The sequence below is a fragment of the Niallia sp. 03133 genome (genome assembly GCF_052663225.1).
This window is the reverse complement of the sequence record NZ_JBQTCY010000004.1, coordinates 248718-275400: the sequence shown is the minus strand read 5'-3', so window position 1 is coordinate 275400 and position 26683 is coordinate 248718. Positions and strand designations below refer to the sequence as shown.

The following is a 26683-nucleotide window of genomic DNA, read 5'->3' as shown; positions in this document are numbered from 1 at the left end:
GCATTTTGATGAGCACAAAGAAATTAGTTCTTGTAGGAAATGGGATGGCCGGGGTAAGGGCAGTGGAGGAAATATTAAAAATATCAAAAGAACAATTTGATATTACTATTTTTGGAAGTGAACCTCATCCGAATTATAATAGAATTTTATTATCAAAGGTATTGCAAGGGGATACTGAAGTAAAAGATATTACATTAAATGATTGGGATTGGTATAAAGAAAATAATATTACGCTACATACTGGTGAAACAGTAACAAAAGTAGATGCTGAGAAGAAAGTAGTCATCACCGATTCTGGCAGAGTAGAAGCTTATGATGAACTTATCTTGGCAACTGGATCAGTGCCATTTATGCTTCCTATTCCTGGTGCGGACAAGGAAGGTGTTACAGCTTTCCGTGATATAAAAGACACGGATATTATGCTGGAAGCTTCCAAAAAGTATAAAAAAGCAGCTGTTATCGGCGGGGGATTGCTCGGATTAGAAGCAGCAAGAGGATTGTTAAATTTAGGAATGGATGTAACTGTCATTCATCTTGGACCTTTTTTAATGGAGCGTCAGCTTGATCCGACTGCTGGAAGCCTTCTACAAAAAGAGTTGGAAAAACAGGGGATGAAGTTCTTATTAGAAACACAAACAGAACAATTTTTAGGAAATGAGAGAGTAGAAGGATTAAAGTTTAAAGATGGGTCAACATTGGATGCAGATTTGGTTGTAATGGCAGTGGGAATTAAGCCAAATATTGAATTAGCAGTCAACAGTGGTCTCGCAGTTAATCGTGGAATTGTAGTAAATGACTACTTGCAAACAGATATACCACATATTTATTCCGTTGGAGAATGTGCTGAGCATCGTGGCATACCATATGGACTAGTTGCACCTCTTTATGAGCAAGCGAAAGTATTAGCAAATCATATATGCGGGCAAATTGCTAAACCTTATGAAGGATCGGTATTGTCAACGCAGTTAAAAGTATCAGGTGTAGAAGTATTCTCAGCGGGAGATTTTACAGAAGATTCAGAGAAAAAAGCTATTAAAGTATTTGATGAACAAGATGGAGTCTACAAAAAAATTGTGCTGAGAGGGAATCAAATTGTTGGAGCTGTGCTTTTTGGTGACAGCAGTGAAGGAAATCGTTTATTTTCTATGATTCAAAAAGAAGCAGATGTTTCTGATACGGAAAAAATATCGATTTTGCAGCCAATTGGGCAAGAGTCTGGAACAAGTTTAGTTGCAAGCATGACTGCTGATGAAATTATTTGCGGCTGTAACGGTGTATCAAAAGGAACGATTGTGGAAGCGATACAAGCACAAGGTTGTTCTTCTGTAGATGAAATAAAAGCATGCACAAGTGCTTCTCGTTCTTGTGGAGGCTGTAAACCACTAGTTGCAGAATTATTGCAGCATACACTTGGTTCCGATTTTGACGCAGCAGCTCAAAAAGAAGCAATCTGTGGTTGTACAACTTTATCAAGAGATGAGGTTGTAGAAGAAATTAGAGCGAAAGGCTTAACACATACAAGAGAAGTAATGAGTGTTCTTGGATGGACTAGCCTAGAAGGATGTTCGAAATGTCGCCCAGCGCTCAACTATTATTTAGCAATGGTAAATCCAATAGATTATAAGGATGAGAGAGAATCTCGATTTGTGAATGAACGCATGCATGCAAATATTCAAAAAGATGGTACCTATTCTGTTGTACCACGCATGTACGGTGGAGTTACAAATGCAAATGATTTAAGAAGGATTGCAGATGTAGCAGATAAATATGAAATACCATTAGTTAAAGTAACTGGTGGACAGCGCATCGACTTAATTGGAGTGAAAAAAGAAGATTTGCCGAAAGTATGGGAAGACTTAGATATGCCTTCAGGATTTGCATACGGAAAATCTTTACGTACTGTTAAAACATGTGTTGGTGAACAATTCTGCCGTTTTGGAACACAAGATTCAATGGGACTTGGAATTCGATTAGAGAAAAAATTTGAAGGGTTGCAAACACCTCATAAAGTAAAAATGGCAGTATCTGCTTGTCCAAGAAGTTGTGCAGAGTCAGGATTTAAAGACATTGGTTTCATTGGCATCGACGGTGGATGGGAGCTATATGTTGGTGGTAACGGTGGTACACATGTTCGTGGTGGAGACTTATTGTATAAAGTGAAAACAGAAGAAGAAGTAATGGAAGTAACTGGAGCATACTTACAATATTATCGTGAAACTGCAAACTATCTAGAACGAACTTCTGCATGGATTGATCGAGTTGGCTTAGCGCATGTTCAATCAGTTCTTGATGATAAAGAGAAACGAAAAGAGTTAAATGCACGCATGGAAGAAACGTTATCGGTGTATAAAGATCCTTGGAAAGAAATTATTGAAAGCAAAAAAACGACAAAAGAATTATTTGAAAATGTAGTATTGTCTTAATGATGATGGCTAATAAAAGGGGGACTAATACAGATGGTGAATAAAGAAATAACGAAGGTTTTAGTGTGCGGGCTAGACGAGCTTCCAAGAAGTTTAGGAAAGACTGTTCAATTTAAAGATAAAGAAATTGCTGTTTTTAGATTGTCTGGAGGATCCATACGAGCAGTAGAAAACCGTTGTCCACATAAAGGCGGTGTGTTAACAGAAGGCATTGTCAGTGGTGAGTTTGTATTTTGTCCAATGCATGATTGGAAAATATGTTTAGAAGATGGAAAGGTACAAGAACCGGATTCAGGATGTGTGAAAACATACAAAACAACTCTGGAAGAAAATAATGTCTACCTTTTAATGGAAGAATAAACTATTAATCTAACAATATCAGCATTTGTAAGGCATGATAGGATTTAGAAGTGAAAAATTCATTTTCTCTTTATATCAATAAAATGGTATAGTAGTTTCAAAACTTATTGATATGGAGGTACTGCATTGAAACGATTAGAAGGAATACGAATAGCATTAGCAGGGCAGCGTAAAGCGGAAGAACTTTGCAAATTAATCATTAATTTAGGGGGTATTCCGCTTCAGCGGCCAGCACAAGGAACGATTTATTTAGATGATTCCAATTTAGAAGAAGATATAAAACAATTAGTGGCAGGAAATTATGATTGGTTTATTTTTACTACAGGAGTTGGAACAGAAACACTTTATAAAACGGCTGAAAGAATAGAGCTTGGTGAAGCGTTTATTACCACGATACAAGCAGCAAAAGTGGCAGCAAGAGGATATAAAACCGTTAATATGCTGAAGCGTTTAAATATTGCTCCTCTTGTTCGAGATGATGATGGAAGCACTGTCGGATTAGTAAGATCTCTAGCCTCTCATGATTTGAAAGGGTGCAAAGTAGCACTTCAACTTCATGGGGATCCGGCTCCTAGATTAATAGAGTTTCTGCAGGAACAACAAGCAGAATTCAAAGAAATTCTTCCATATAAGCATATTCCGCCAAATGAAGAGGTATTAGAAAAGCTAGTGGCAGAAATTCTTCATGGAGAAGTAGATGCAGTTAACTTTACCAGCACCCCTCAAGCACGCTTTTTATTTTCCTACGCGAAAGAAAAAGGGGTTTATGACGAAATGCTAAAAGCTTTTTCTAATCATGTAATAGCTGTAGCTGTCGGAAAAGTTACTGCTGCTGCACTCCGAGAAGAAGGAGTGGAAAGGATGGTTATTCCGAAAGAAGAAAGAATGGGAAGCGCCATTATTGCATTAGAACAGTTCTATAAAGAGGAATACCAAAAAAGTTGATTGCGCTTTTGCTCATAGAAAAAAGTAGTTTGACAATGATGATGATGTAAGATATTGGTGAAAAAGTGAATGCCACCCCTTACTTATTACAAATAAAAGTAAAGGTGTAGAGAGGATGACTGCTATGCAGAAAGGAAAAGTTTATTTAGTAGGTGCAGGTCCAGGAGATGCTGAATTAATTACGGTTAAAGGTTTAGAAGCGATTAAGAGAGCAGATGTCATTCTTTATGATCGGCTGATTAATCCAAATCTATTGAACCATGCACAAACGGATTGTGAATTCATCTATTGCGGAAAACTTCCAAATAGGCATTTCCTAAGACAAGATGTAATCAATAGTCTTTTAGTTGAAAAAGCATTAGCAGGAAAGACCGTTGTCCGTTTAAAGGGGGGAGATCCTAGTGTTTTTGGTAGAGTAGGAGAAGAAGCCTTAGCAGTAGCGGAACACAATATTGAGTTTGAAATGGTTCCAGGGATCACCTCTGGCATTGCAGCTCCTCTTTATGCTGGCATTCCTGTAACACATAGAGACTGCGCAGGTTCTTTTGCCATTGTGACTGCCCATGACAAGACACCAAATGGAAAACCGGACATTGATTGGGCAGGACTTAGCAGCAGCATTAAAACAATTGCCTTTTATATGGGAGTGAAAAATTTACAATACATTTGTGATAACCTTATTAAGCATGGAAAATCACCAAATACTCCTGCCATCATAATTCAATGGGGAACGTACGGCAGACAAAAAAGTGTAGAAGGTACATTAGACACAATCGTTGATCTTGCCCAAAAAGAAAATATAACAAATCCTGCAATTACTCTTGTAGGTGAGGTTGTTGCAGCAAGGGAAAGAATAAGCTGGTTTGAGAAAAAAGCTTTATTTGGTCGTCAAATGGTACTGGTTCGAACAGGGACAGAAGAAAGTAAATTAGCTCTTGAGTTAAAAGAAAATGGAGCAGATGTTATTGAATTCCCAAAATGGCGAAAAGAAAAGGCTTATTTTGAACCAACACAGTTAAATAATCTCCGATCTTATGATCAAATATTATTTGCTTCATCAGAAGCAGCAAATGACTTTTTTGACATTTTATCAGAGAATAAAAAAGATCTCCGACTTATAACAGCAGAGTTATATGGCACATCTGTAAAAACAATAAAAGCACTAGAAGCAAAAGGTTTAACAGGATTTTACATTTCTGAAAGAAAAGCAGTTGGAAAGCTCTTAATAGTTGGTGATCAACAGGTAATTGAAGAGGAAGAAAACTATAAGGATAACTTTGGAGAAGTTGATTTATTTATCACAAGCTTTAAATCGATTGATTCGAAGTTTACGCCGATTATTCAGCGTCAGTTAGAGGAATCTGAGATTGATACATTGGTGTTTCCTAATAGTAAATCTGTTCATGTTTTTAAGAAGCAATCTAGCCGTTATGGTATGGGAAATTTACCGGAAACAGTACAAGTTGTATGCATGGGAACAAAAACAAAAGAAACAGCGGAGGCATGCGGAATTTTACCAAATAAAATTCCAGCTAAACCGACAATCGAGGCTTTTATAGAGTGTTTGAAAGAGGAATACCAGTTAGTCAATATATAAAAAGAAGAGGGTAGACAAACCCTCTTCTTTTATTTATTTTGGTTAACAGTAATAGCTGCATTTTTTTCTGCTTCAATTAGAATAGTTTCTTCTTTTAATATCGCTGTTAATCTTGTTGTTTCTGGTTCGTCTAAAATAAAGTCAGCCAAATTATCTTCTAAATGCTCTTGAATTACTCTTCTTAATGGGCGGGCACCAAAACTAGGATGTGTGCCCAATTCTACTAATTTATCTTTTACGTCAGCTGTTATGTTTAACGAGATATTTTGTTCTTTCAACGTAATTGCCAACTCTTCTAATAATAGATCGGTAATCTGTAAAAGATGTTGTTTTTCTAACGATTTGAATTCGATGATTGCATCAAATCGGTTAAGAAACTCAGGTTTAAAGAAGCTTCCTAAAGACTGTAGCAAATTGCTTTCTTCCATTGCTGAATTATTCTCAAATCCAACTACAATATTTTTGTGTCCGACACTTGCATTGCTTGTCATAATAATAACAGAATCTTTAAAGCTTACTGTTCTTCCTTGGCTGTCCGTTAATCGTCCGTCTTCTAGTATTTGCAAGAAGATGGATTGAATATCCGGATGCGCTTTTTCGATTTCATCTAAAAGAATGATGCTGTATGGGTTTCTTCTTACTTGTTCCGTTAATTGGCCAGCTTCTTCATGTCCCACATATCCTGGCGGTGAACCGATGATTTTGCTAATGCTGTGTTTTTCCATGTATTCACTCATATCCAAGCGGATCATGCTGTCTTTGCTGCCAAACAATTCTTCTGCTAATGTTTTCGTTAACTCCGTTTTTCCTACTCCAGTAGGGCCGACAAATAGGAAGCTTCCGATCGGTCTGTTTTTAGCTTTTAAGCCTGCTCTGCTGCGTTTAATTGCTTTAGCCACTTTCTTAACAGCTTCATCCTGCCCTATAACTTTTGCAGCTAAATGATCTGCTAAATATTTCATCTTTTGCTGTTCATCCTGCTGCAGTTTTCCTACAGGAATACCAGTTTTCTTTTCAATTAACTGCTGGATTAATAATAATTCGACAATCGGTTTTTCATCAGTGTTAGGGTTATTTAAAGCTTTTTCTAATGCTTGTTCTTCATTTCGCAGAGCAGCTGCTTGTTCGTAATTCTCTTCTTTCAACGCAAGCTCTTTTTCCTTTGCGATGCTTGCTAATCTAGCATCTATTTCCTCTGTATTTGTATAGTTGGAGGAAAGATTCATTTTCGAACCTGCTTCATCTAATAAATCGATCGCTTTATCTGGTAAGAAACGATCTTGAATATATCGACTAGACAATTCAACGCAAGCGTTAATTGATTCATCTGTATATATAACTTCATGGTATTGTTCATATTTATCTTTAATTCCTTGTAAGATCGCAATTGCAGCTTCAACAGAGGGTTCTGCCACTTGAATAGGCTGAAATCTTCTTTCTAATGCTGCATCTTTTTCAATTTGACGATATTCCTTTAGTGTAGTAGCGCCAATTATATGAAGTTCTCCACGTGCTAGAGCTGGTTTTAAAATATTTCCTGCATCCATAGAACCTTCTGCAGAACCGGCGCCCACTAGCTGGTGAATTTCATCAATAAACACAATGACATTTTTTCTTTCCTGAATTTCATGAATAATCTGTTTCATGCGTTCTTCAAATTGTCCGCGAATACCTGTATTTGTAACAAGCGATGCTACATCTAATAAATAAATTTCTTTATTTTTTAATTTTTTTGGTACAGATCCTTCAACAATTTTTAATGCCAAGCCTTCTGCAATGGCAGTTTTCCCTACTCCAGGCTCTCCGATTAATACAGGATTGTTTTTATTTCTTCTATTTAATATTTCAATTACACGTTCTATTTCATTTTCTCTTCCAATAACCGGATCAATTAATCCAGCTTTTGCAAGGTTATTTAAATTTTTTCCGAATTTTTCAAGTATTGTATTGTTTCCTGAAGGAGCTTGGTTAGCTGACTTCATTGCCCCTGTTTGGCCATTAAATGATTTAAATAAATCATCAAAAGGGGAAGGTTGAGAAAAAAATGAATTAGGATTAGCTGTCATTTTTTGCTTTTCTTTTTGATAACAAGTATGACAAAGGTTTAGTTGATGCTCTTCATTATTCAATACAAATCGTACACTTACACTTGCGTTATTTTCTTGACAAAATTGACATTTCATTTAAATTTCCTCCTTTTGAATTTGATCAAATTTGACCTTTCATAATGTTATTATACTTTGACCTTTTTTGATCTTCAACTTTTTTGCTTATAGAAAATAATGGAAAAATAATTTTTGTACAAAGGAAGATCAAACATTATAGGCTGTTTAAATATAGTTTTCTAATTCTTGAGACAAAACTTTGTTCTATTATGTAAAAATAAAAAAAATAAAGCAATAAAAAAGCTCGTCTTTGTTTGTCTTCTTTTACATATAGTGTAAGTAGGGAGGGGAATATGTGAAAAACAAATGGAGTGCAGCCTTTCAGTTAGCTGCTGTTTATGTTGGAACCGTTGTTGGTGCCGGCTTTGCAACAGGGAAAGAGATTGTAGAATTCTTTTCCCAGTTTGGGGTTATTGGCTTAATCGGCATTCTAATCAGCGGCACTATATTTGCCTATTTAGGTTCGAAACTTATGAGAATATCAGTAAAATTAAAAGCTAGATCTTATCAAGAGTTTACTATTTTTTTATTCGGGAAAGTAATAGGAACATTTATAAATAGTATTATGCTTATTATGTTAGTCGGAGTTTGTGCAGTCATGCTGTCAGGGGCAGGAGCTGTTTTTGAAGAACAATTGGGGATAAGTAAAGGGATTGGAGTCATATTTACAATTAGTTTATCCTTGATTGTCATGATGGTAGGCATGAAAGGGTTATTTGCTGTTAATACATTCGTTGTCCCTATAATGATTAGCTTTAGCTTTATTTTATTTTTTTTATCGGTTCAGCTTCCAGAATTTATAGTGCATATTTTTGCTTTTACAAATAATAGTGGGTGGAAGTCTATTGCTGCACCGTTTTCCTATACCGCTCTTAATTTATCGTTGGCTATAGCAGTTCTGGTGCCGGCTGCTTCTGAAATTGGAGATGATGAAACGGTTAAATGGGGAGGAATAATTGGTGGGATTGCTTTAATGTTCATCTTAATATCCAGTCATTTTACGTTAATAATGCTTCATGATGTAGATGGTTATGCAATACCAATGGCTACTATAATGAAAAATTTGGCTCCACAGCTTTCATGGATATATATATTAGTTATTTATGGAGAAATTTTCACTTCAGTCATTGGAAATGTTTATGGTTTGGAAAGACAATTAAGCGGCTATATAAAACTTCCCAGTATACTTATTATTGTGTTTATTTTTTTCATTTCCTATATGATTAGCTTTATTCATTATGGAACACTTCTTTCTTTTTTGTATCCTTTATTTGGTTATATTAGTTTAGTTTTTTTATTGATCTTATGGATAAAGCCTATTCCACAAGATCAATGGTAAGCTTAATAAAAAAGCGTCATATAATGAAGGAATGAGCCCATCTTTTATCCCACTCTTAACGGGCAGTAAAACCCCTAATGTCATCAAGTTGAACTTCAATTTATTGGAAATAGATTAAAAAGTGGAATAAGCGTTAGGTTTTCCGAGGCTTACCACTCGCTTTCCATGGGGCTACGCTTGAGCCTCCTCGTCGCAGACGCTCCTGTGGGTGTGGGGTCTCGCCTGTCTCGCAATTCCCATAGGAGTCGAGCGGACGCCTCTCCAAACGAACAATTTTTTTATATTAGTACAATTTATGGAATCTTAAGTTGATGACATTGAGTAAGACCCCTACCTCAAGATGCTGAGAAATCGAGGAAGCTAGGTGTTGAAACTCGCCCGTAAAGATCCGAGGGAGGTACACAAACTAAGGTCGCCACTTCCTTATGTCTTCGTTTCTGTGATCCACATCCTGTAGACCTCAAGCTAATCAGTGGGGGATGAACAAAACCCCCACTGATGGGAGGTTCACTTTATGACGCTTAAAGGGATAACAGATGTTTAGTTAATTAGAGCTTGTAATGGAGAAGGAATACGGCCTCCACGATCAATTAATTTTGCAGAGCTGAATGGATTTACACCCATAACTGGAGCTCGTCCTAATAGTCCACCAAATTCAACAATTTCTCCTTCTTTTTTACCTGGTACTGGTATAACTCGAACAGCTGTCGTTTTTTTATTAATCATACCTATAGCGGCTTCATCAGCAATAATTGCAGATAAAGTTGCTGGTGATACTTCCCCAGTTAATGCAATCATATCAAGACCAACAGAGCATACACATGTCATTGCTTCTAGTTTGGATAAGCTCAAGCTGTCATCTAAAATACCGCGAATCATTCCGTTATCCTCGCTGACAGGAATAAACGCGCCGCTTAATCCACCTACATAAGAACTAGCCATTGCACCGCCTTTTTTAACTGCATCGTTCATTAAAGCAAGGGCAGCGATAGTGCCATGTGTTCCAACACGTTCTAATCCAATTTCCTCTAATATTTCGGCAACACTATCATTAATAGCATTTGTAGGTGCAAGGGAGAGGTCCATAATACCGAAAGGAACACCAAGTCGTTCGGCTACCACTCGACCGATTAATTCACCTGCACGGGTAATTTTAAAAGTTGTTTTTTTAATGATATCGGATACTTCGCCAAGGTCTGCTTCCGGGTATTTCTTCAATGCATTCAAGACAACTCCAGGACCGCTGACTCCTACATTAATAACAACTTCGCCTTCTCCAGCACCATGAAATGCACCTGCCATAAATGGATTATCTTCAACTGGGTTGCAGAAAACAACCAGTTTAGCACAGGCAATTCCATTTTTGTCTTTCGTTTTTTCGGCAGCTTCTTTAATGATTTCCCCCATTTGTTTCACAGCATTCATATTGATTCCTGTTCTAGTAGTAGCGACAGAAACGGAAGAACAAACGCGGTCCGTTACAGTTAAGGCTTCTGGAAGTGCATCCAATAATGTTTGATCACCTTTTGTAATTCCTTTATGAACAAGTGCAGAATAGCCGCCAATAAAATCAACATTTAATGTTTTAGCTGCTTTATCCAATGTTTTAGCTAACGTAATGGCTTGTTCCACTGTTGCATTCCCAAGTATTTCAGCGATTGGGGTAATAGAGATTCGTTTATTAATAATAGGAATACCATATTCTTTCTCAACAGCTGTTGCAACTTCTGTCAGCTTACTTGCATAGGAAGTTATTTTTTGATAGACTGCTTCATTTAGTTTGTCAAAATCTGAATTTGCACAATCGTATAAACTAATTCCCATTGTTACTGTTCGGATATCAAGATTTTCCATTTGAACCATATTAATGGTTTCCATCATTTCGTTTAATGCAATTTTCATTCTTTTCCCTTCTTTCTTACACCCGATGCATAGATTTAAAGATTTCTTCTAACTGAATGTTAATTTTTAAATGAAGCTCATTGCCTAAATGATCAAATTGACTGCGCAATTCATCCAAATTCTCATTATTTGTTACATCAACCAACATCATCATGGTGAAAAAATCTTGTAATATCGTTTGACTAATGTCCAGAATATTAATGTTATTCGTTGAAATGACTGTTGTCACTTTACTTATAATACCAACTTGATCCTTACCGATCACGCTTACAACTGCACGTCGCTGCTGCATACTTTCACCTCATTTTTAATATTGCTTTGTTAAAAGTATTTGCTGTACTTTTACTGATACATAAGACAACAATATCTTTAACAAAATAGATGGTTTTCATTAGAAATTTATTTTCATATAGTAAATTGCTTATGATCGACACGCATCATTTAAAAAGCAGGCCAGTTCTATTGTATAAGGAAATGAAAAAAAGACTGGATTTCTCCAATCTTTTCGGTCAGTTATCAGCTAGAATAACGAATCATTACGTAATGTATGTATTAGTTACTCTCCTGTCCTTTTACCTGAGATTGTGAATCCTTCGGTGCCGTAATGTACGGTCTCTCCAGAAGCTGCTCCCGTTATAGTTTAATCCATAACGTTCATCGCGTGCCATTTGTATATGAAATATATTGTGATGTTAACAGTTTTTGCCTTATTGGTCAACAACAAAAAAAGTACAATTTCAAAAGTGGCCATTTTGCTGTTGTTGCTTATCTAGTATGAAATAACAGAATCAAAAAGGAGGGAGGATAAAAACAGAAAAAAAGATTAACCTACTTAATGAGAAAGGAGGGATTATATGTCTAAGTCACAACGAGAACAAGAAAGAGAATGGACAGTTCGAAAGCAAAAACAAAAACCGCACGGGAAAGTAAAAACAAAAAAAGAACTTGCTGAATAAAGAGAAATAAATCATAAAGAGTTGAAAAGAGTGTCTTCCGTATTTTTACTGATTTTGGGAATAGTATTTGCCAAAACGCCAATAATTAAAGAAAGAAAGAACATTAGATTTGGAAGGGGACAGTCCACAGAGTGGAGAGTCCCCGAAGATAGTAAATTGTTTACGTTTAAATATAGAAATAGACACTTATTTAATAATTTTATAGTTTTTATGATTCACAACAGTTCTTTGTTCTAATTCAAGATCACGATAATTGTTCATATAGGTTAAATCGACAATTACGGAGTTCTCATTTACTTTTTCGACTATGCCTTGTAATCCTCTAAACTCAATTATATTCCCAACCTCGGCTCTTTTCACTAACATCCACTCCTTAAATTCCAAATATTATATAAATTCTGTAGTTATAGTTTGCACTAAAAGAATTTATTCGTAAAGAAATATGGTGCCTGGTTGCAGCATACGTGCGCTACACTATTTTTTTGCATTGCTGCAATTTACACATTCACAAACATTAGCTTTATCTAAGGATACATGCTTTGAAATATAGACGTATTGGTCAGCATGCAGTTTGTACTACTTGCTTTCACTCTTATGCTTGTATGTGTTTTAATAACAATATAATATATGTATAATATGATAATAAAAGATAAAAGGTGTTTTTCTTGTCTGAATAATCTAGTAATTAAATGAAAGTGCTTATGATATTGGAAAATAGTATAACATATTAATACCCGCTATAGGCAATTCTAGCTGCTTTTTCTTTTAATTTGCATCAATAAATATTAGCATACTAAGAGTGTCTGTTTACGAAAGTGAGATGACATGGCGTGAGTTTTTTGTGTTATCAATACAAACTAGTTAAATTGAAAAATATTATAGCATAATATTTTTATGTATGATAAAACGGAGCTTTAGACGGATAAAAATGAAATCGAATATCTTTAGTTGAATTCCTATTTTTTTTGGAAGTTTTGCATATTAATTAAAGGAGATAAAAATGGAAAAAGATACTGTTAAAAAGATTCTAGAACAACTAAAAAGTGGAGAAATAGAAGAAGTAATCATTAAAAAAGAAGAATTCTTATCCTTTCGTGAACATCTTGTAAAAAGGGAGGATTTTAAACATTACCGTGGAGTAGCGGAACGAGGTGGAGATGTCACATACCGCTATTTACAAAAGCCAAGAAGTTAAACAAAATTAGCCTATTAATTAAGCGTTTAGACTGCGGACAATAGGCTTTTCTCGCTCAGATGCTCATTCCCCCGCTCCTGCAACTCTTCTCTTTATATTAACCCAAACATGATCAATCAGCCTGAAAGTTTATTAGATCGTGCTTGTCTGACCTTTCAGACTGCTGATAACCGTTTTTTCTCCAGCTATAAGAAACATGTAGAACAGTGCAATGGTTTTCTATTCCACCTTACCGGTATGTTTAGCATAAAGTCTTCTTCATGCTTTGTAAGGATAGGTTGCTGCTGTGCTGGATAGACCTTGTCTTTAAATAAGCTGATTCTCCGGATAAACTTCTATTTGCTAAGTTTAGTTAGTAGATTTTGCATATTCTTTTAATGCTTTTGTAATTCCTTTTTTTGTTTCTTCATCATTTTTCCCTTTATATCCATATAGAAAGTAATCAGACCTTATTTTTTTCCAGCTAATATTTCCAGGTATAGAAAATTCTTTATCGTTTAATATAAAAGAAATAAAGAATAAGAGGTTTTCATTCTTAATAGGTAAATCCAATTCAGATGTAAATTTTAAACCGTTTGGGCTAACATCAATGATTGTTGCTTTACCTATTTTCGATATTTCACCTTCCCTATTTTGGAAGGAGAGTGTGGCCGTAATTGGCTCTTTAAATTGAAAACGGAATGGTTCGTGTCTTTTATAATGCATCTTTTTCACCAATCTTTTTACCTTATAATAGGATATTACTGGCAGGTTGTCGACCTTCGTTTTGTCACTTGTATGGATTTTAGGATGGATATACCTTTGTCATCGGTTAACAAAGTGTTTTTTTCGATTAGATGTTTGCTGACTGGCCGATTAACATAATATATGACAACTTCGTTAATTTTCATGGAATATTTTCTGTATATAAACAATTTTTCATTGTTTCCGTAAAGAAGAAATGCTATTCTTTTTTTGAGATGTCATTTTGCAAAACTTAAATACCTACATACTTATTATAATTCTCTTACATTTTTTTGCTTTTTTTGAAGAAAATATAATAGTCGAACAAAAGATGTGACAAGATAATTTTCTATAAACTTAACATCTTTTTATCTAATGGTTTACAATTGTAACTATTAAATTATATATTAGTTATGGGTTAAACAATTCTTGACTATTATATAAGGTTGTTTAAGTTTCAAAAATAATATAAAGCAGTACATCTTATTTAATTATTTATAAAGGAGTTTGATTTTTCAATGGTAGAAAAACAATTTAAAGTTACAGCTGATACAGGTATTCATGCTCGTCCTGCTACACTTTTAGTACAAGCAGCAAGCAAGTTTGATTCTGAAATTCATTTAGAATACAAAGAGAAAAAAGTAAATCTTAAATCTATTATGGGTGTTATGTCTTTAGGTATTGGTCAAGGTGCAGATATTAAAATTAGTGCTGAAGGCAGCGATGAACAGGATGCTATTAATGGTTTAGCAGATACTTTAAGCAAAGAAGGCTTGGCAGAATAATGAGTTTTTTAAAGGGAATTGCAGCATCCAGCGGAATTGCCATCGCAAAAGCATATCGTTTAGTTGAACCAGATCTTTCTTTTGAAAAAACTTCCATAGATAATGCTGAAAATGAAATTAATCGTTTTCAATCTGCATTAGCAGTTTCAAAAGAAGAATTAGGGGCTATTCGCGATAAAGCAAATCAAGAGCTTGGTGCTGACAAAGCAGCTATTTTTGAAGCGCATTTATTAGTTTTAAGTGATCCTGAATTAATCGCACCTATCGAAGATAAAATTAAGACTGAAGCAGTCAATGCTGAATTTGCATTAAAAGAAACAACGGATATGTTTATTACTATGTTTGAATCAATGGATAATGAATATATGCAAGAACGTGCAGCTGACATTCGAGATGTAACGAAGCGTGTTCTTTCTCATTTACTGGGTGTACACTTGGCTAACCCAAGCATGATTTCTGAAGAAGTAGTTGTAGTTGCAGAAGACTTAACACCTTCTGATACTGCTCAATTAAATCGCCAATTTGTTAAAGGGTTTACAACAGATATTGGAGGAAGAACCTCCCATTCTGCCATCATGGCTCGTTCTTTAGAAATTCCTGCTGTTGTTGGAACGAAAAAAGCAACAGAAGAAATTAATAACGGTGATTTAGTGATAGTGGATGGATTAAATGGGGAAATCCATATTAATCCAACTCCTGAAGTCGTAGCTAGCTACGAAAAAACAGCTGAACAATACGAACAGCAAAAAGCAGAATGGGCTAAATTGGTAAATGAAAAAACAGTCAGCGCTGATGGGGTTCATGTTGAATTAGCAGCAAATATTGGAACACCTAATGATTTAGAAGGTGTGGTTAACAATGGTGGTGAAGCTGTTGGGTTATACCGTACTGAATTCTTATATATGGGAAGAGATCAGCTTCCAACAGAAGAAGAACAGTTCGAATCCTATAAAGCCGTTCTAGAAGGAATGCAAGGCAAGCCAGTTGTTGTTCGTACTTTGGATATTGGTGGAGACAAAGAACTGCCATATTTAGATCTTCCAAAAGAAATGAACCCATTCCTTGGTTTCCGTGCTATTCGTTTATGTTTAGAAGAGCAGGATATTTTCCGTACACAATTAAGAGCGCTGCTTCGTGCAAGTTCATACGGAAACTTGAAAATAATGTTCCCAATGATTGCAACATTAAATGAATTCCGTGGTGCAAAAGCGCTACTTGAAGAAGAAAAAGCAAACTTGCTTGCAAGCGGTACAAAAGTTGCAGATGAAATTGAACTTGGAATTATGGTTGAGATCCCATCTACAGCTGTTCTTGCAGATCAATTCGCAAAAGAAGTTGACTTCTTTAGTATTGGAACAAATGATTTAATTCAATACACAATGGCTGCAGACAGAATGAATGAAAGAGTGTCCTACTTATACCAACCATATAATCCATCTATTTTGCGCCTGATTAAAATGGTGATTGATGCAGCACACAAAGAAGGCAAATGGGCTGGTATGTGTGGAGAAATGGCTGGAGATGAAACGGCAATTCCTTTATTGTTAGGGCTAGGTCTAGATGAGTTCTCTATGAGTGCAACATCGATATTAAAAGCTAGATCACAAATCTTAAATCTTTCTAAAGCAGAAATGGAAGAATTAGCAGCCAAGGCATTGCAAATGTCCACAACGGATGAAGTAATGGAAGCAGTAAAAGCTGCTGCAAAACTTTCTTAAATAAAATGTTTAATAAAAAGAATAATGGGTAAAAATAAAGTAAGCACAGGCGCTTAAGTTGTTAAGTTGCTCAAGCTATTCTCATTTTCCCCTTATTTTAAGAGGCAGTCCTAAAAAAGGTCAGAATGCTCGCTTTTGTTTTATGACTAAAAGCAGCAAGTTCAAACCAATTGGGATTGCCCCTTTTTTTTGTCTTCATAAAATAAATTCTTCTTATTTTAAACTTTAAATTATGCTAAGTTATGTTCATAAATGAGCGTAAAGTTTGTGTAATCATCGGTTATTCATGCTATGATAAAATAGAACTACATAAATTGACATTTATCCCACTCTTAACGGGCAGTAAGACCACCACCTCAAGATGCTGAGAAATCAAGGAAGCTAGGTGTTGAAACTCGCCCGTAAAGGTCCGATAAGTTCAACTAACAATAAGTGGGGGATAAAGGCCCCACAATGATGGAAGGTTCACTTTATACTATTAGATTGGAGTGTGCGTTTTATATGTTATCACAGGAAAATAGTACGATTGGCTTTATTGGAACAGGCGTTATGGGCAAAAGTATGGCGAAAAATCTATTGAATAGCGGCTACCCTGTTATTGTATATAACCGAACAAAACATAAGGCAGACGAGCTGCTTGCATTAGGAGCAGAATGGGGAAGCACTCCAAAAGAAGTGGCGCAAAAAGCCAATATTATTATTACAATTGTTGGCTACCCTGCAGATGTTGAAGAAGTATATCTAGGAGAAAATGGAATAATTGCAAATGCAAAACCAAACAGTTATACCATTGATATGACAACATCTACCCCTAGTTTAGCTAAAAAATTGTATGAAGAAGGAAAAAAACAGCAAATTCATGTTTTAGATGCACCAGTGTCTGGCGGTGATGTTGGAGCGAAAGAAGCAAAGCTCTCTATTATGGTCGGCGGAGATACGGATGCATTTACAGAACTAAAACCTGTGTTTGAAATGTTAGGAACAAATATTGTGTATCAAGGTGCTGCAGGAGCAGGGCAACATACGAAAATGTGCAATCAAATCGCTATTGCCTCTAATATGATTGGGGTTTGTGAAGCAATAGTCTATGCAGAAAAAGCAGGGTTAAATCCTGATACTGTTTTAAAAAGCATATCCACTGGAGCAGCAGGAAGCTTCTCATTAAGTAATCTAGCACCAAGAATGATAAAAGGAGATTTTGCACCAGGCTTTTATATCAAACATTTTATTAAAGATATGAAGATTGCCCTAGAAGAGGCCAAAGCAATGGAAATGGAAACGCCTGGCCTACAGCTTGCAGAAAGCCTGTATAGCCGTTTATCCGCACTAGGTGAAGATGAAAGTGGAACACAGGCTCTGTATAAATATTATCAACAATACAGCAATACGCTATAAAGTGAACCTTCCATCAATGGGGCTTCTTCCTCCCCCTACAGATGTTTAGTTGTGGTCTATATGAAGTGTGGAGATCTTAGTTTGTGTACTTGAGGTGGGGGAGGCTTCCTGCACATAAGAATGGGAAAATAAAAGCTGCAAGCAAAAATTTTTTAATCATTTTGCTTGCAGCTTCTTTAGTAAAACTTATGCGTTGTATTCTTTTAAGTATTTTTCTAATCTGTTGCATGCTTCTTCTAAAGTATCCATTGAATAAGCAAATGAGATGCGAAAGAACCCTTCGCCTAGGGACGAGAAAGCACTCCCTGGGACAGTTGCAACCTTTACTTTATCTACTAAATCTAAACAAAATTCAAAGGAGTTCATATGACCAAAAGGAATTTGGATAAGAAAATAAAATGCACCGTCTGGCATGATTACATGAAGTCCCATGCTTTCTAGTCGATTGAAAATATAATTCCTTCTTTTTTTATACTCCTCATTCATGGGTAAAGCATCGTTTATTCCCACTGTGAGTGCCTGTAATGCCCCCATTTGTGATATGGAGGAAGCGCATGTCACGTTATATTGGTGCACCTTGAGTATTTCTTTGCATATTGATTCAGGAGCGTATAGCAGCCCTATTCGCCATCCTGTCATGCTGTGTGATTTAGAAAGACCGTTGATTACGATTGTTTTTTCTCTAAGCATGCTTGCAATCGAAATATGTTTTTGATCATATACTAATTCACTGTATATTTCATCCGCTAAAATAAAAATATCTTTGTCTGTCAATAATTTTGCTATATCCTGCAACTCTGATTCGTTTAAGCTTACACCTGTTGGATTGGAAGGGTACGGCAAAACGATGCATCTTGTTTTATCGGTAATATAATCTTTTATTAAATCGGCAGTAAAGCGAAAAGCATTATCTCGTATATCTACATAAACAGGTGTAGCTCCGCATAACTTTATGATAGGCTCATATCCAGGATATACAGGTCCAGGAAGAATAACCTCTGCACCATGCTCTAATATTGTTCGAAAAGCTATATCGATCGCTTCACTGGCACCAGTCGTTACGATCACTTCTGTTTCCGGTTGATAATGAAGATTATATTTTTTTTCAACAAAATCAGCAGCAGCTTTTCGAAGAGTAATATCTCCAGCATTATGCGTATAAGTAGTAAAATTTTCATCAATGGCGGCTTTTGCAGCTTCTTTTATATGATCAGGTGTTGGAAAATCTGGTTGTCCCACCGTTAAGGAAAGAATATCTTTATTTCCAGCAACCATATTAGAAAATTTTCTTATTCCTGATATTTCAATATTTTTAACCCGTTTATTTACCAAGTGTTCCATAGTATCCTCCTGAAAAGTCTAACTTATTAAATTTCGTTTAACATGATTATTGGATCAAATAATACAGTCATTATTGTTGATAGGGCAGAAAAAGTGTATTTTCAGGCAGCTCTCCTAACAAAATTCCAGGAGAACAAGCAGTATTCTGCATTTAGTAAATCCAGTGATATTCAAAAGTTTTACGAAAAATGACTTTACTTTATCATATCAAATAAGTAGTAGCATGAAAATGCAGGTAGAAAGAAAAAAGAGTACAAAATAAAGAGATGTCTCCTTACTTGTACTCCAGTTATTCCTGTAAAGTAGCTAATTATGCTTCTTATCAAGTGTTAATAGCCGTATTCCCAATCAATTTCTTTATTCAGCCAAAAAGCTGGTTCGTTTGAATAAGATTTACATGTATTGTTATGATTGTTATTTTCTTTATCTGTATTTTTTTTCGTCTGTAAATTTTGAAAAGTAGCTGCATCAATATTTTCGAAAAAAGAAACAGATAAATCTTTTTTAATAAGGATTCCTGTGCCTCTCAACATTTGTTTTTTGCACCTCTTCTTTTAACTGCTTTGTTATTTTTTAAAGCGTCTTTCCATAATTATAGTATTCTTTCTTTTATAAAAGGTCTAGTTGTTTGTTACATTATTCACTAAATAGTAATAATTAAATATTAAATGAAGAGAAATAGTTCTAAAGGAAATAAGTATCGTATGTAAAAAGATGCTATTTAAGTGGTTATTTTGTGCAAGTAAGGGTTGTTTGATTATTCTTTTCCATTTATTATGTACAACAGGAGGGGAATAAAATGGATGTAAATGTAATAAAAGAAACAGAGATAGAAGAGAAAAATTATGCAGGGTTTTGGATAAGGTTTGGAGCGAGTGTCATTGACACCATTATTCTTGCCATTCCATTGTTTTTTTTAGGAAGTTTTTTCTTTTCCTTATTTTTAGGACCGTCTTCCGAAACTATATCTTTTTTTAATAATCCTAATAATTTTGAACAAGAATTAACAGAAGAACAACTGATGGCTTTAGTAGTACCGATGCTTTTAGCTTTCTGTGGAACAGCAATTATTTGCCTTGTTGTCAATGCTCTGTATTTTGTGATATTCCAATCATCTAAATGGCAGGCGACAATTGGGAAAAAAATACTAGGATTAAAGGTTATGACAGTAAGTGGAGATAAAATTTCCTTTTGGAGAAGTCTAGGGAGATATTTACTATTAAGCTTTTTATCTGGGATATTATTTATTGGATATTTAATGGCAGCATTTACTGAAAAAAAACAGGCTCTACATGATTTGATAGCAGGTACAGTTGTGATGAAAACGAAATAATTCAAAAAGGCGGAAGGGAGATGCTGAATGGAGCATCCAAATAACAATCATACACTGAAAAAGAAAGGTTTTGCCCTGTTTTTTTCACTACCTGTATTATCTTGGGCTTTATATGATGCAGCTAATACAATCTTTTCTTCGAATATAAATACGATTTTTTTTCCATTGTATTTACAAGAAGCAGTTGGATCAAATGAAGTTCAAAGTCAAATTGCCAGTACATTTATTTCTTATGCGAATGCCTTCGCTAGTTTTTTATTAGTCATTTTTTCTCCGTTATTTGGTGTAATGATGGATAGATCAGGAAAGAAAAAGAAATATATCGTAGTATTTACCTTATTAACCGTTGTTTGTACAGCAGCCATGGGAATTTTTGCACAAACGGTCTTTAATAAAACGATTGCGTCTATACCGCTATCTTTAGTATTCGTGATTATTTTATTTGTTTTGGCGAAATTTTCCTATCATTCTAGCCTCGTATTTTATGATAATATGATTTCTGATTTGGGAACAAAAGAGCAATTGCCTGTTATTTCTGGATTTGGTGTTGCAGTAGGATATGTAGGGACGCTTATTGGGCTGCTTGTTTATTTATTTATAGAGGGTAAAGTTTATTCTCAAGCTTTTATGCCTACTGCCTTTTTATTTTTGCTTTTTTCTTTTCCATTGTTTTTATTTATAAAAGATTCACCAAAGGAAATGGCAGCAAAGCAATCTTTCCTTTCTGGATATAAAGAAATATACGATACATTTTTACAAATTAAAACATATCGCAATATTTTTATCTTTATGCTTGCCTATTTCTTCCTTAATGATGCAATCGCTACAACTATAGCAATGATGGCTGTATATGCAAAAGCAATCGTCGGATTCAGTACTGGAAAGTTTATCCTTCTTTATTTAGTGTCGACTGTTTCAAGCATTTTAGGCTCCTTAGTATTTGGTTATATAACAAAAGCAAAAGGGGCATATAATGCTATTAGATATGTGGGCATATTATTGGTGACTGCATTGCTGATCGCAACATTTGCTTGGAATGAGATCTTATTTTGGGTTGCTGGAAGCATGTTCGGTATAGCATTAGGGAGTATGTGGGTAACGACAAGAACTTATATTGTAGAAATAACCCCAGAAGATAAAAGAGGACAATTTTTTGGGTTGTTTGCTTTTTCAGGGAAGGTTTCCTCTATTATAGGGCCGCTTTTATATGGAAGCATTACATTAATATTTGCAGATTTAGGGGATTTAGCTAGTAGAATGGCTTTAGGGTCTTTAATTATTCTAACGGTTGCAGGACTTGCTATTCACGCCATTATTCCTAAGATAAAAGCAGAATAATCAATTCTTATTTCTTCCTATCATTGTTCGGTTTTTCAAGAAGTAAGAAATCTCATAAAAGCTTGAAGCTTGTGAAATTTAAAAGCAGGATGCTCCTGCTTATTTTTTTTAAAAATAACTAGTTTCTCTTTAGTTTAAATAGGAATGGCCGATAAAAAGATTATAATGGAGGCAGCATGCATGTAAAGAGAATGTCAGCTTTTTCTCGTCTTTCGTAGTTGATTCTGGGTTCTTGAAGCTGTTCATTTGGAATACGTAAATTGTCAAATTCTTTTAAATCATGAAAATTAATGCTGATGGGTAAAAGCATCCGAGTAAAGCAAGTCAGTTTGCCGTCTGCCTATAAATTTGGCAATCTTGTATCATATATATGAAGGAGAAAGCGAAAAAATATGAAAAATGATAAAGGGATCTTATTAGAAAGCGGTACAAATGAACTGGAAATTGTTGAATTTTCGATTGGAGATAATAAGTTTGGGATTAATGTCATTAAAGTAAAAGAAATTATTAATCCAGTTTCTATTATTCAAATTCCCCACTCCCACCCCAACGTGGAGGGCATTATGGAATTGAGGGGAGAAGTGCTACCAGTAGTAAATTTAGCAAAATCGCTTGGTTTTGCACCATCCTACACCCCCGAAAAAGATAAATTTATCGTTTCTGAGTTTAATAAAATGAAAATTATTTTTCATGTTCATAATGTTTCACAAATACATCGTATTTCATGGGAAGATATTGAAAAACCTTCAGATATGTATCAAGGTTCTGACAGCCAAATTATTGGTGTTATAAAACTAAATGGAGAAATGATACTATTATTGGATTTTGAAAAAATAGTGGTAGAGATTAATCCGAATTCAGGCATTAACATACAGCAAGTGAAAAAATTAGGGAGAAGAGAAAGAAGTTATAAACGATTAGTTGTGGTTGAAGATTCGCCATTATTAAGAAAATTATTGCTTGATACGCTAACAGAAGCTGGATTTAATCAAATAGAACTTTTTGAAAATGGCCTTGAGGCACTCAACTTCTTACAAAAAACGACAATAGAAGGAAGAAGGGTGGAGGATGTAGTAGATTTAATTATTACAGATATTGAAATGCCGCAAATGGATGGCCACCATTTCACCAAAAGAATAAAAGAAGATGCAGCACTAGCTCATTTGCCGGTTGTAATTTTTTCTTCTTTAATAACAGATGATTTAAGACATAAGGGGCAGAGAGTTGGAGCTGATGCACAAGCAAGCAAGCCGGAAATAGCTGAATTAATTCAATTGATCGATGGTCTAATTGGATAATCATAGAAATAGATAGTTAAAGGGCCTGATCTCACAAATGAAAGTATATTACAAACTTAGTTAATATACATTTTTTGTGGGTTTGACCCTTATATAATATAACCTATTATGAGGAAGATCTAGTAGCTTTCCCCTAGTTTTTTGAATACTGGCTTTACATACTTCTTTTTTCTTATTTGATTGTCTTGCTCTGGCTCTTTAATTCCAGTGTATTGGATTAGGAGTTTTTTTGCTTGATTTAACGAAATGGTTGATTTAGGATTGCGAACGTCATTGCTCAATGACCCTAAATGAGGTAGTTCTTCAAAATCTTTTTTTGTAGGAGGCAAATGGAACATATACTTACCGCATTCGATTAAAATATCGGATTGCTGTTGACTGTTTTTAGGATTACTGGAAAAATGCAGTCCAAGTTTTTTTGCTTTACCTTCATTCATAAGTTTTTTTAGACTATCATGTTTTAATTTATATAGAAATTTTGGATCTGTTGCTGTTTTAGCATGACGATTTACGACAAAAATTGCTTGTGAAAGGTTGTCAACAGTCGGGTTTAAATGGGTTTGGTATTGAGGATACCTATTCATTAGCTTTATACTCCTTTCAAATAGTATGTAGAATACAAGCTATTATACTATTTTTACGGAAGAAATGAAATGGCAGAATTATTTTTTACTTGTCTTAAGAACAGAGGGGATAAAATGGATCGGAAAATAAAGTTTTTGATCAATCCGTTATATTTGCTTCAACCTTTGATTATGTAATTAATTGAATAAATTGCTTAACTTCATCAAAAGAAATGACTCTTTTCGTAAAGATTGTTGTTATTTAACCCACAGCCTGAATACACTTCGCTTTCCGCGAGCCGAGCGCCGAACCGCTTCGTCGTTTCACTTCTGTTTTCTTCTCGCCTGTCTCGCGCTAATCTATGCTGAGAGTCTACGTGAATTCAGGCTGCACAGTACTTCTAAAGGTTGTTCAACTTATTAAAAAGCAACAATCTTTTAGAAAACAGTCAAAGAAATAGATAAATAAGATAAAAATTTCCAATAAGTATCCGTATTTTTTATCATTTAGATGCATAAAGATTAACTAAAGAACTTTTTATGAATGTAATGGCAGATGGGGACAATAGAGCGAATAATAATCACTGCTGTCATCACATCTTCACATTAAAATTAGGTAAGTTTGTATTCGTATACTTATATGCTAATTTAACATCCCTTTTTGGTTAAAATCCCCTTTTTTGAAAGAGAGTTGTCTTTATGTAAATGTATTCGAGTAACAAGTGTCAGCCGATAACCAGAGTGGGGAGAGGCCCCCACCACTACATAAAGGTGATTCTTATTTAATGCTGATTGCTCTTGATTTTAAAGCAATCCATGATTGAATAAATCTCTTTTTATTTACTTTCACATTTTTTTTTCCTGATAAAGGATCATTTAAAAACACATAATTTGCATTAAATCCAACCATTACTACTGCATGTAAATCTAAAGGTGTATTGATTATTTTTCCTTTATGCTCCCAGGACTCCCATCTATCTGGGAGACGGTAATCACCAGTTGTCCATACAACAATTGGAAACCCCTTTTTCACATGATTTTCAAGGGCCGAGAAAGGCTGATTTGTTAAATTAATTTCGCGATTAGGAAGATAATGGTTAACTAATTCCTCCATCGGTTTATCAAAAACGGCATATCCTGCATTTTTTCCAGTCATATCTCCAACAAATCCAATAGAAGGGTCTCCCCATTTTAAAATATTTCCATGTTTTTTTAAAAGGGGATCATTATCTTTTTTGATTTGTTTGTATAAATCCATTTTTGAAATAGTTAATCCTGCATAATGTAAAACCATGGTTAAGCTTGTAACTTCACAGCCATACTTTAATTCAGGGTTTTGTTTAATCAATGGAACATCTAATAAAATTGTTTGATTAGGAGTGAGTACTGGTTGTACTTGTTCTCCATCCATTTGAGAAGAATGCATTAAATTGTCAAATGACTGTATTTTTTCCATTAAATATACTGAAAATAATGGGTAGATGAAAATAGTAAAAAAAACTAACTTTAATGGATGCATATATTTCCTTCCTTCATATGCTGACTCCTGTTATTAGTGTCTTCTATAAAGAGAGCAATATGATATAACATTATTTCCATCCTTTGAGAAGTAACATTTATTAGAAAGGACTTTTTTGATAGGAAACCAAATTAAAAAAACTGTGTTTTTTCAGTTGGCTCAAAAATAAGCAAATCTTGTATAAATAAAGCAGATAAAACATTAATATCACATATTTAGGAGGATTTTTATGTTATAATAAGTCATTATTTAGAGGGAGGCCTTCAAAATATGGATGCTTTGGATATTTTGACAGATTTAGATAATGTCATCCCTTTTTTTCAAGCGATATTTAGTGCAGATGAACATAAGGTGATTGGATATGAAATATTAGGACGATATAGAACACATAATTCCATTGAAAGTTTAGGCCCTTTTTTTATGGACGAAGGAATTCCAGAAGAATATAAACAAGAAGTGGATCATGTAGTTCTGACGAAAGCTTTGGATAAAGCAGTGGAGCTTGATAAAGATGTTTTGCTTTTTATAAATAGGGATGCGGATTTGCTCATGCAGGATGATGGAGAAGTTTTTTTGCAAATGCTGTTATCCTATGAGGAAAAAGGGATTTCATTAAACCGTATAGTGTTGGAAATCTCCGAGAGAAATTATAAAGGGCAGTCTGATCATTTAGATCATCTTCTTATTTATTATCGAACATATGGAATTAAAGTTGCCATTGATAAGATGGGAAGTGATAGCAGCTATTTGGATCGAATTGGCGAATTGGCGCCAGATATATTAAAAATTGATTTATTGGCGCTTCGTTCTACATCTACTTCCCATACTTATCAAAATGTATTATATTCTCTTTCGATGTTAGCACGTAAAATAGGTGCAACATTATTATTTGAAAACATTGAAATGGTTTATCAACTGCAGTTTGCTTGGAAAAATGGCGGAAGGTTTTATCAAGGCTACTATTTGCATTACCCAGAAGAACAGTTTGTTGATCGACATATTCGAAAAACAACTTTACGAAATGAATTTCATGAATTTATTTCGTATGAAAAAAAGAAATTAACAGGGATTTTTCAATTAACCGAATCCTTCCAGTCACATATACAGGAACTATTGGGGAAGTATCGGAAATACAGCACATATGAAGAATTGCTTGAATTCTTAACAATTGAGTTATCAGATGTCGCTTTTAGAATGTATGTTTGTGATGAAGATGGCTTTCAAAAATCGGAGAACATTTTTAAAGAAGATTCCGATTGGATCTTACAATCCCACTATAAAAATAAAAACTGGAGTTGGCGTCCATATTTCCTAGAAAATATTATTCGGATGCGAAATGAAAAAAAGGGGATTCTTTCCGATTTATACAGTGATATTGAAACAGGAGAAACGGTTAGAACTTATTCCTTTCCGTTAAATAGTCATGATTATTTATTTATTGATTTATCGTATAATTTCTTAGACAAAATGGATGTATTATTAAATTAGTATCTTAAACTCGCTCTGTAAAGCTTCTGAGAAGTCAGAATTTTATGAGAGGGAGTTTTTGTACTTAATTTAACGTTTTACTTCTTATAAATAGGGGAAAATAAATAGTACTAATTATTTTGTCAGTTTATAGAGTAATTTTTCGAACGAATGGTCAATTAAAATGAAGGAAAATATTGATACTATAGAAGGAGATAACTTGAACCTTTCCATCATTGGGGGTTTTCTTCATCCCCCAATGATGGAAAGCTTGCGGTCCACAGGATGAGGATCACACAAACGTTGCTACAGGAAGTGGCG

General features: G+C 34.7%; 23 protein-coding genes and 1 riboswitch. Of the genes, 14 read left to right on the top strand and 9 right to left on the bottom strand.

Annotation, left to right across the window (positions count from 1 at the left end; translation table 11 throughout):
• The first annotated feature begins 8 nt into the window (after positions 1-8).
• From nirB to cobA, 4 genes are all read left to right on the top strand, one after another.
• Positions 9-2423, top strand: a complete 2415-nt coding sequence (gene nirB / locus ACTYBU_RS07730; RefSeq protein ID WP_445488578.1) for a nitrite reductase large subunit NirB — start codon at positions 9-11, stop codon at positions 2421-2423.
• A gap of 33 nt (positions 2424-2456) precedes the next feature.
• On the top strand, positions 2457-2783 hold the full coding sequence (nirD, locus tag ACTYBU_RS07725) for a nitrite reductase small subunit NirD (RefSeq protein ID WP_445488576.1): 327 nt from the start codon (positions 2457-2459) through the stop codon (positions 2781-2783).
• Between the two features lie 126 nt (positions 2784-2909).
• Positions 2910-3728: a uroporphyrinogen-III synthase gene (locus ACTYBU_RS07720; RefSeq protein ID WP_445488574.1), complete on the top strand. Its 819-nt coding sequence runs from the start codon at positions 2910-2912 to the stop codon at positions 3726-3728.
• A 124-nt stretch (positions 3729-3852) separates the two neighbouring features.
• Positions 3853-5325, top strand: coding sequence for a uroporphyrinogen-III C-methyltransferase (cobA, locus tag ACTYBU_RS07715; RefSeq protein ID WP_445488572.1), 1473 nt, complete (start codon positions 3853-3855; stop codon positions 5323-5325).
• Between the two features lie 29 nt (positions 5326-5354).
• On the opposite strand, the gene ACTYBU_RS07710 is transcribed toward cobA, so the two are convergent.
• Positions 5355-7508, bottom strand: coding sequence for an AAA family ATPase (locus tag ACTYBU_RS07710; RefSeq protein ID WP_445488570.1), 2154 nt, complete (start codon positions 7506-7508; stop codon positions 5355-5357).
• A 277-nt stretch (positions 7509-7785) separates the two neighbouring features.
• Between ACTYBU_RS07710 and ACTYBU_RS07705 the strand changes: the two genes are divergently transcribed.
• Positions 7786-8829 (top strand): YkvI family membrane protein, encoded by a 1044-nt coding sequence (locus ACTYBU_RS07705; RefSeq protein WP_445488568.1) that lies wholly within the window; start codon positions 7786-7788, stop codon positions 8827-8829.
• A 540-nt stretch (positions 8830-9369) separates the two neighbouring features.
• Here the strand turns inward: ACTYBU_RS07705 and ACTYBU_RS07700 are convergent.
• Positions 9370-10731 carry a PFL family protein gene (locus ACTYBU_RS07700; protein WP_445488566.1) on the bottom strand — a complete coding sequence of 454 codons (1362 nt, stop codon included), beginning with the start codon at positions 10729-10731 and terminating at the stop codon, positions 9370-9372.
• Positions 10732-10747: 16 nt separating this feature from the next.
• Positions 10748-11023, bottom strand: a complete 276-nt coding sequence (locus ACTYBU_RS07695) for an ACT domain-containing protein (protein ID WP_445488564.1) — start codon at positions 11021-11023, stop codon at positions 10748-10750.
• A 262-nt stretch (positions 11024-11285) separates the two neighbouring features.
• Positions 11286-11362, bottom strand: a riboswitch (glycine riboswitch).
• Positions 11363-11585: 223 nt separating this feature from the next.
• Here ACTYBU_RS07695 and ACTYBU_RS07690 point away from each other — a divergent pair.
• On the top strand, positions 11586-11687 hold the full coding sequence (locus ACTYBU_RS07690; RefSeq protein ID WP_445488562.1) for a DUF6254 family protein: 102 nt from the start codon (positions 11586-11588) through the stop codon (positions 11685-11687).
• A 186-nt stretch (positions 11688-11873) separates the two neighbouring features.
• Here ACTYBU_RS07690 and ACTYBU_RS07685 read toward each other — a convergent pair whose 3' ends face one another.
• The gene (locus tag ACTYBU_RS07685; protein WP_445488560.1) at positions 11874-12047 is read right to left on the bottom strand and encodes a YkvS family protein; all 174 of its coding nucleotides are present in this window, start codon (positions 12045-12047) and stop codon (positions 11874-11876) included.
• Between the two features lie 640 nt (positions 12048-12687).
• On the opposite strand from ACTYBU_RS07685, the gene ACTYBU_RS07680 reads away from it, so the two are divergent.
• A complete protein-coding gene (locus ACTYBU_RS07680) occupies positions 12688-12882 on the top strand; it encodes a hypothetical protein (RefSeq protein ID WP_445488558.1) in 195 nt (64 codons plus the stop codon).
• A gap of 348 nt (positions 12883-13230) precedes the next feature.
• Here ACTYBU_RS07680 and ACTYBU_RS07675 read toward each other — a convergent pair whose 3' ends face one another.
• Complete coding sequence (locus ACTYBU_RS07675) at positions 13231-13587, bottom strand: PilZ domain-containing protein (protein WP_445488556.1); 357 nt, start codon at positions 13585-13587, stop codon at positions 13231-13233.
• Positions 13588-14123: 536 nt separating this feature from the next.
• Between ACTYBU_RS07675 and ACTYBU_RS07670 the strand changes: the two genes are divergently transcribed.
• The 3 genes from ACTYBU_RS07670 (at position 14124) to ACTYBU_RS07660 (ending at position 17503) form a co-directional block, all read left to right on the top strand.
• A complete protein-coding gene (locus ACTYBU_RS07670) occupies positions 14124-14390 on the top strand; it encodes a phosphocarrier protein HPr (RefSeq protein WP_445488554.1) in 267 nt (88 codons plus the stop codon).
• The gene (ptsP, locus tag ACTYBU_RS07665) at positions 14390-16108 is read left to right on the top strand and encodes a phosphoenolpyruvate--protein phosphotransferase (protein ID WP_445488552.1); all 1719 of its coding nucleotides are present in this window, start codon (positions 14390-14392) and stop codon (positions 16106-16108) included. The genes ACTYBU_RS07670 and ptsP overlap by 1 nt, the downstream gene beginning before the upstream one ends.
• Positions 16109-16609: 501 nt before the next feature.
• Positions 16610-17503 (top strand): NAD(P)-dependent oxidoreductase, encoded by an 894-nt coding sequence (locus ACTYBU_RS07660; protein ID WP_445488784.1) that lies wholly within the window; start codon positions 16610-16612, stop codon positions 17501-17503.
• 186 nt (positions 17504-17689) lie between these two features.
• On the opposite strand, the gene ACTYBU_RS07655 is transcribed toward ACTYBU_RS07660, so the two are convergent.
• Together ACTYBU_RS07655 and ACTYBU_RS07650 are read right to left on the bottom strand one after the other, a co-directional pair.
• Complete coding sequence (locus tag ACTYBU_RS07655) at positions 17690-18844, bottom strand: aminotransferase A (RefSeq protein ID WP_445488550.1); 1155 nt, start codon at positions 18842-18844, stop codon at positions 17690-17692.
• A 329-nt stretch (positions 18845-19173) separates the two neighbouring features.
• On the bottom strand, positions 19174-19377 hold the full coding sequence (locus tag ACTYBU_RS07650; protein WP_445488548.1) for a hypothetical protein: 204 nt from the start codon (positions 19375-19377) through the stop codon (positions 19174-19176).
• 266 nt (positions 19378-19643) lie between these two features.
• Between ACTYBU_RS07650 and ACTYBU_RS07645 the strand changes: the two genes are divergently transcribed.
• The 3 genes from ACTYBU_RS07645 (at position 19644) to ACTYBU_RS07635 (ending at position 22813) form a co-directional block, all read left to right on the top strand.
• A complete protein-coding gene (locus ACTYBU_RS07645) occupies positions 19644-20177 on the top strand; it encodes an RDD family protein (protein WP_445488546.1) in 534 nt (177 codons plus the stop codon).
• A 27-nt stretch (positions 20178-20204) separates the two neighbouring features.
• Positions 20205-21515, top strand: coding sequence for an MFS transporter (locus ACTYBU_RS07640; RefSeq protein ID WP_445488544.1), 1311 nt, complete (start codon positions 20205-20207; stop codon positions 21513-21515).
• 392 nt (positions 21516-21907) lie between these two features.
• Positions 21908-22813 carry a chemotaxis protein gene (locus ACTYBU_RS07635; RefSeq protein ID WP_445488542.1) on the top strand — a complete coding sequence of 302 codons (906 nt, stop codon included), beginning with the start codon at positions 21908-21910 and terminating at the stop codon, positions 22811-22813.
• A 119-nt stretch (positions 22814-22932) separates the two neighbouring features.
• Here ACTYBU_RS07635 and ACTYBU_RS07630 read toward each other — a convergent pair whose 3' ends face one another.
• Positions 22933-23397 (bottom strand): YkyB family protein, encoded by a 465-nt coding sequence (locus tag ACTYBU_RS07630; RefSeq protein ID WP_445488540.1) that lies wholly within the window; start codon positions 23395-23397, stop codon positions 22933-22935.
• Between the two features lie 757 nt (positions 23398-24154).
• Complete coding sequence (locus tag ACTYBU_RS07625; RefSeq protein ID WP_445488538.1) at positions 24155-24895, bottom strand: C39 family peptidase; 741 nt, start codon at positions 24893-24895, stop codon at positions 24155-24157.
• 270 nt (positions 24896-25165) lie between these two features.
• On the opposite strand from ACTYBU_RS07625, the gene ACTYBU_RS07620 reads away from it, so the two are divergent.
• Entirely contained in the window at positions 25166-26383 is a 1218-nt protein-coding gene (locus ACTYBU_RS07620; RefSeq protein ID WP_445488536.1) for an EAL-associated domain-containing protein, read from the top strand.
• The last annotated feature ends 300 nt before the right edge of the window (positions 26384-26683 follow it).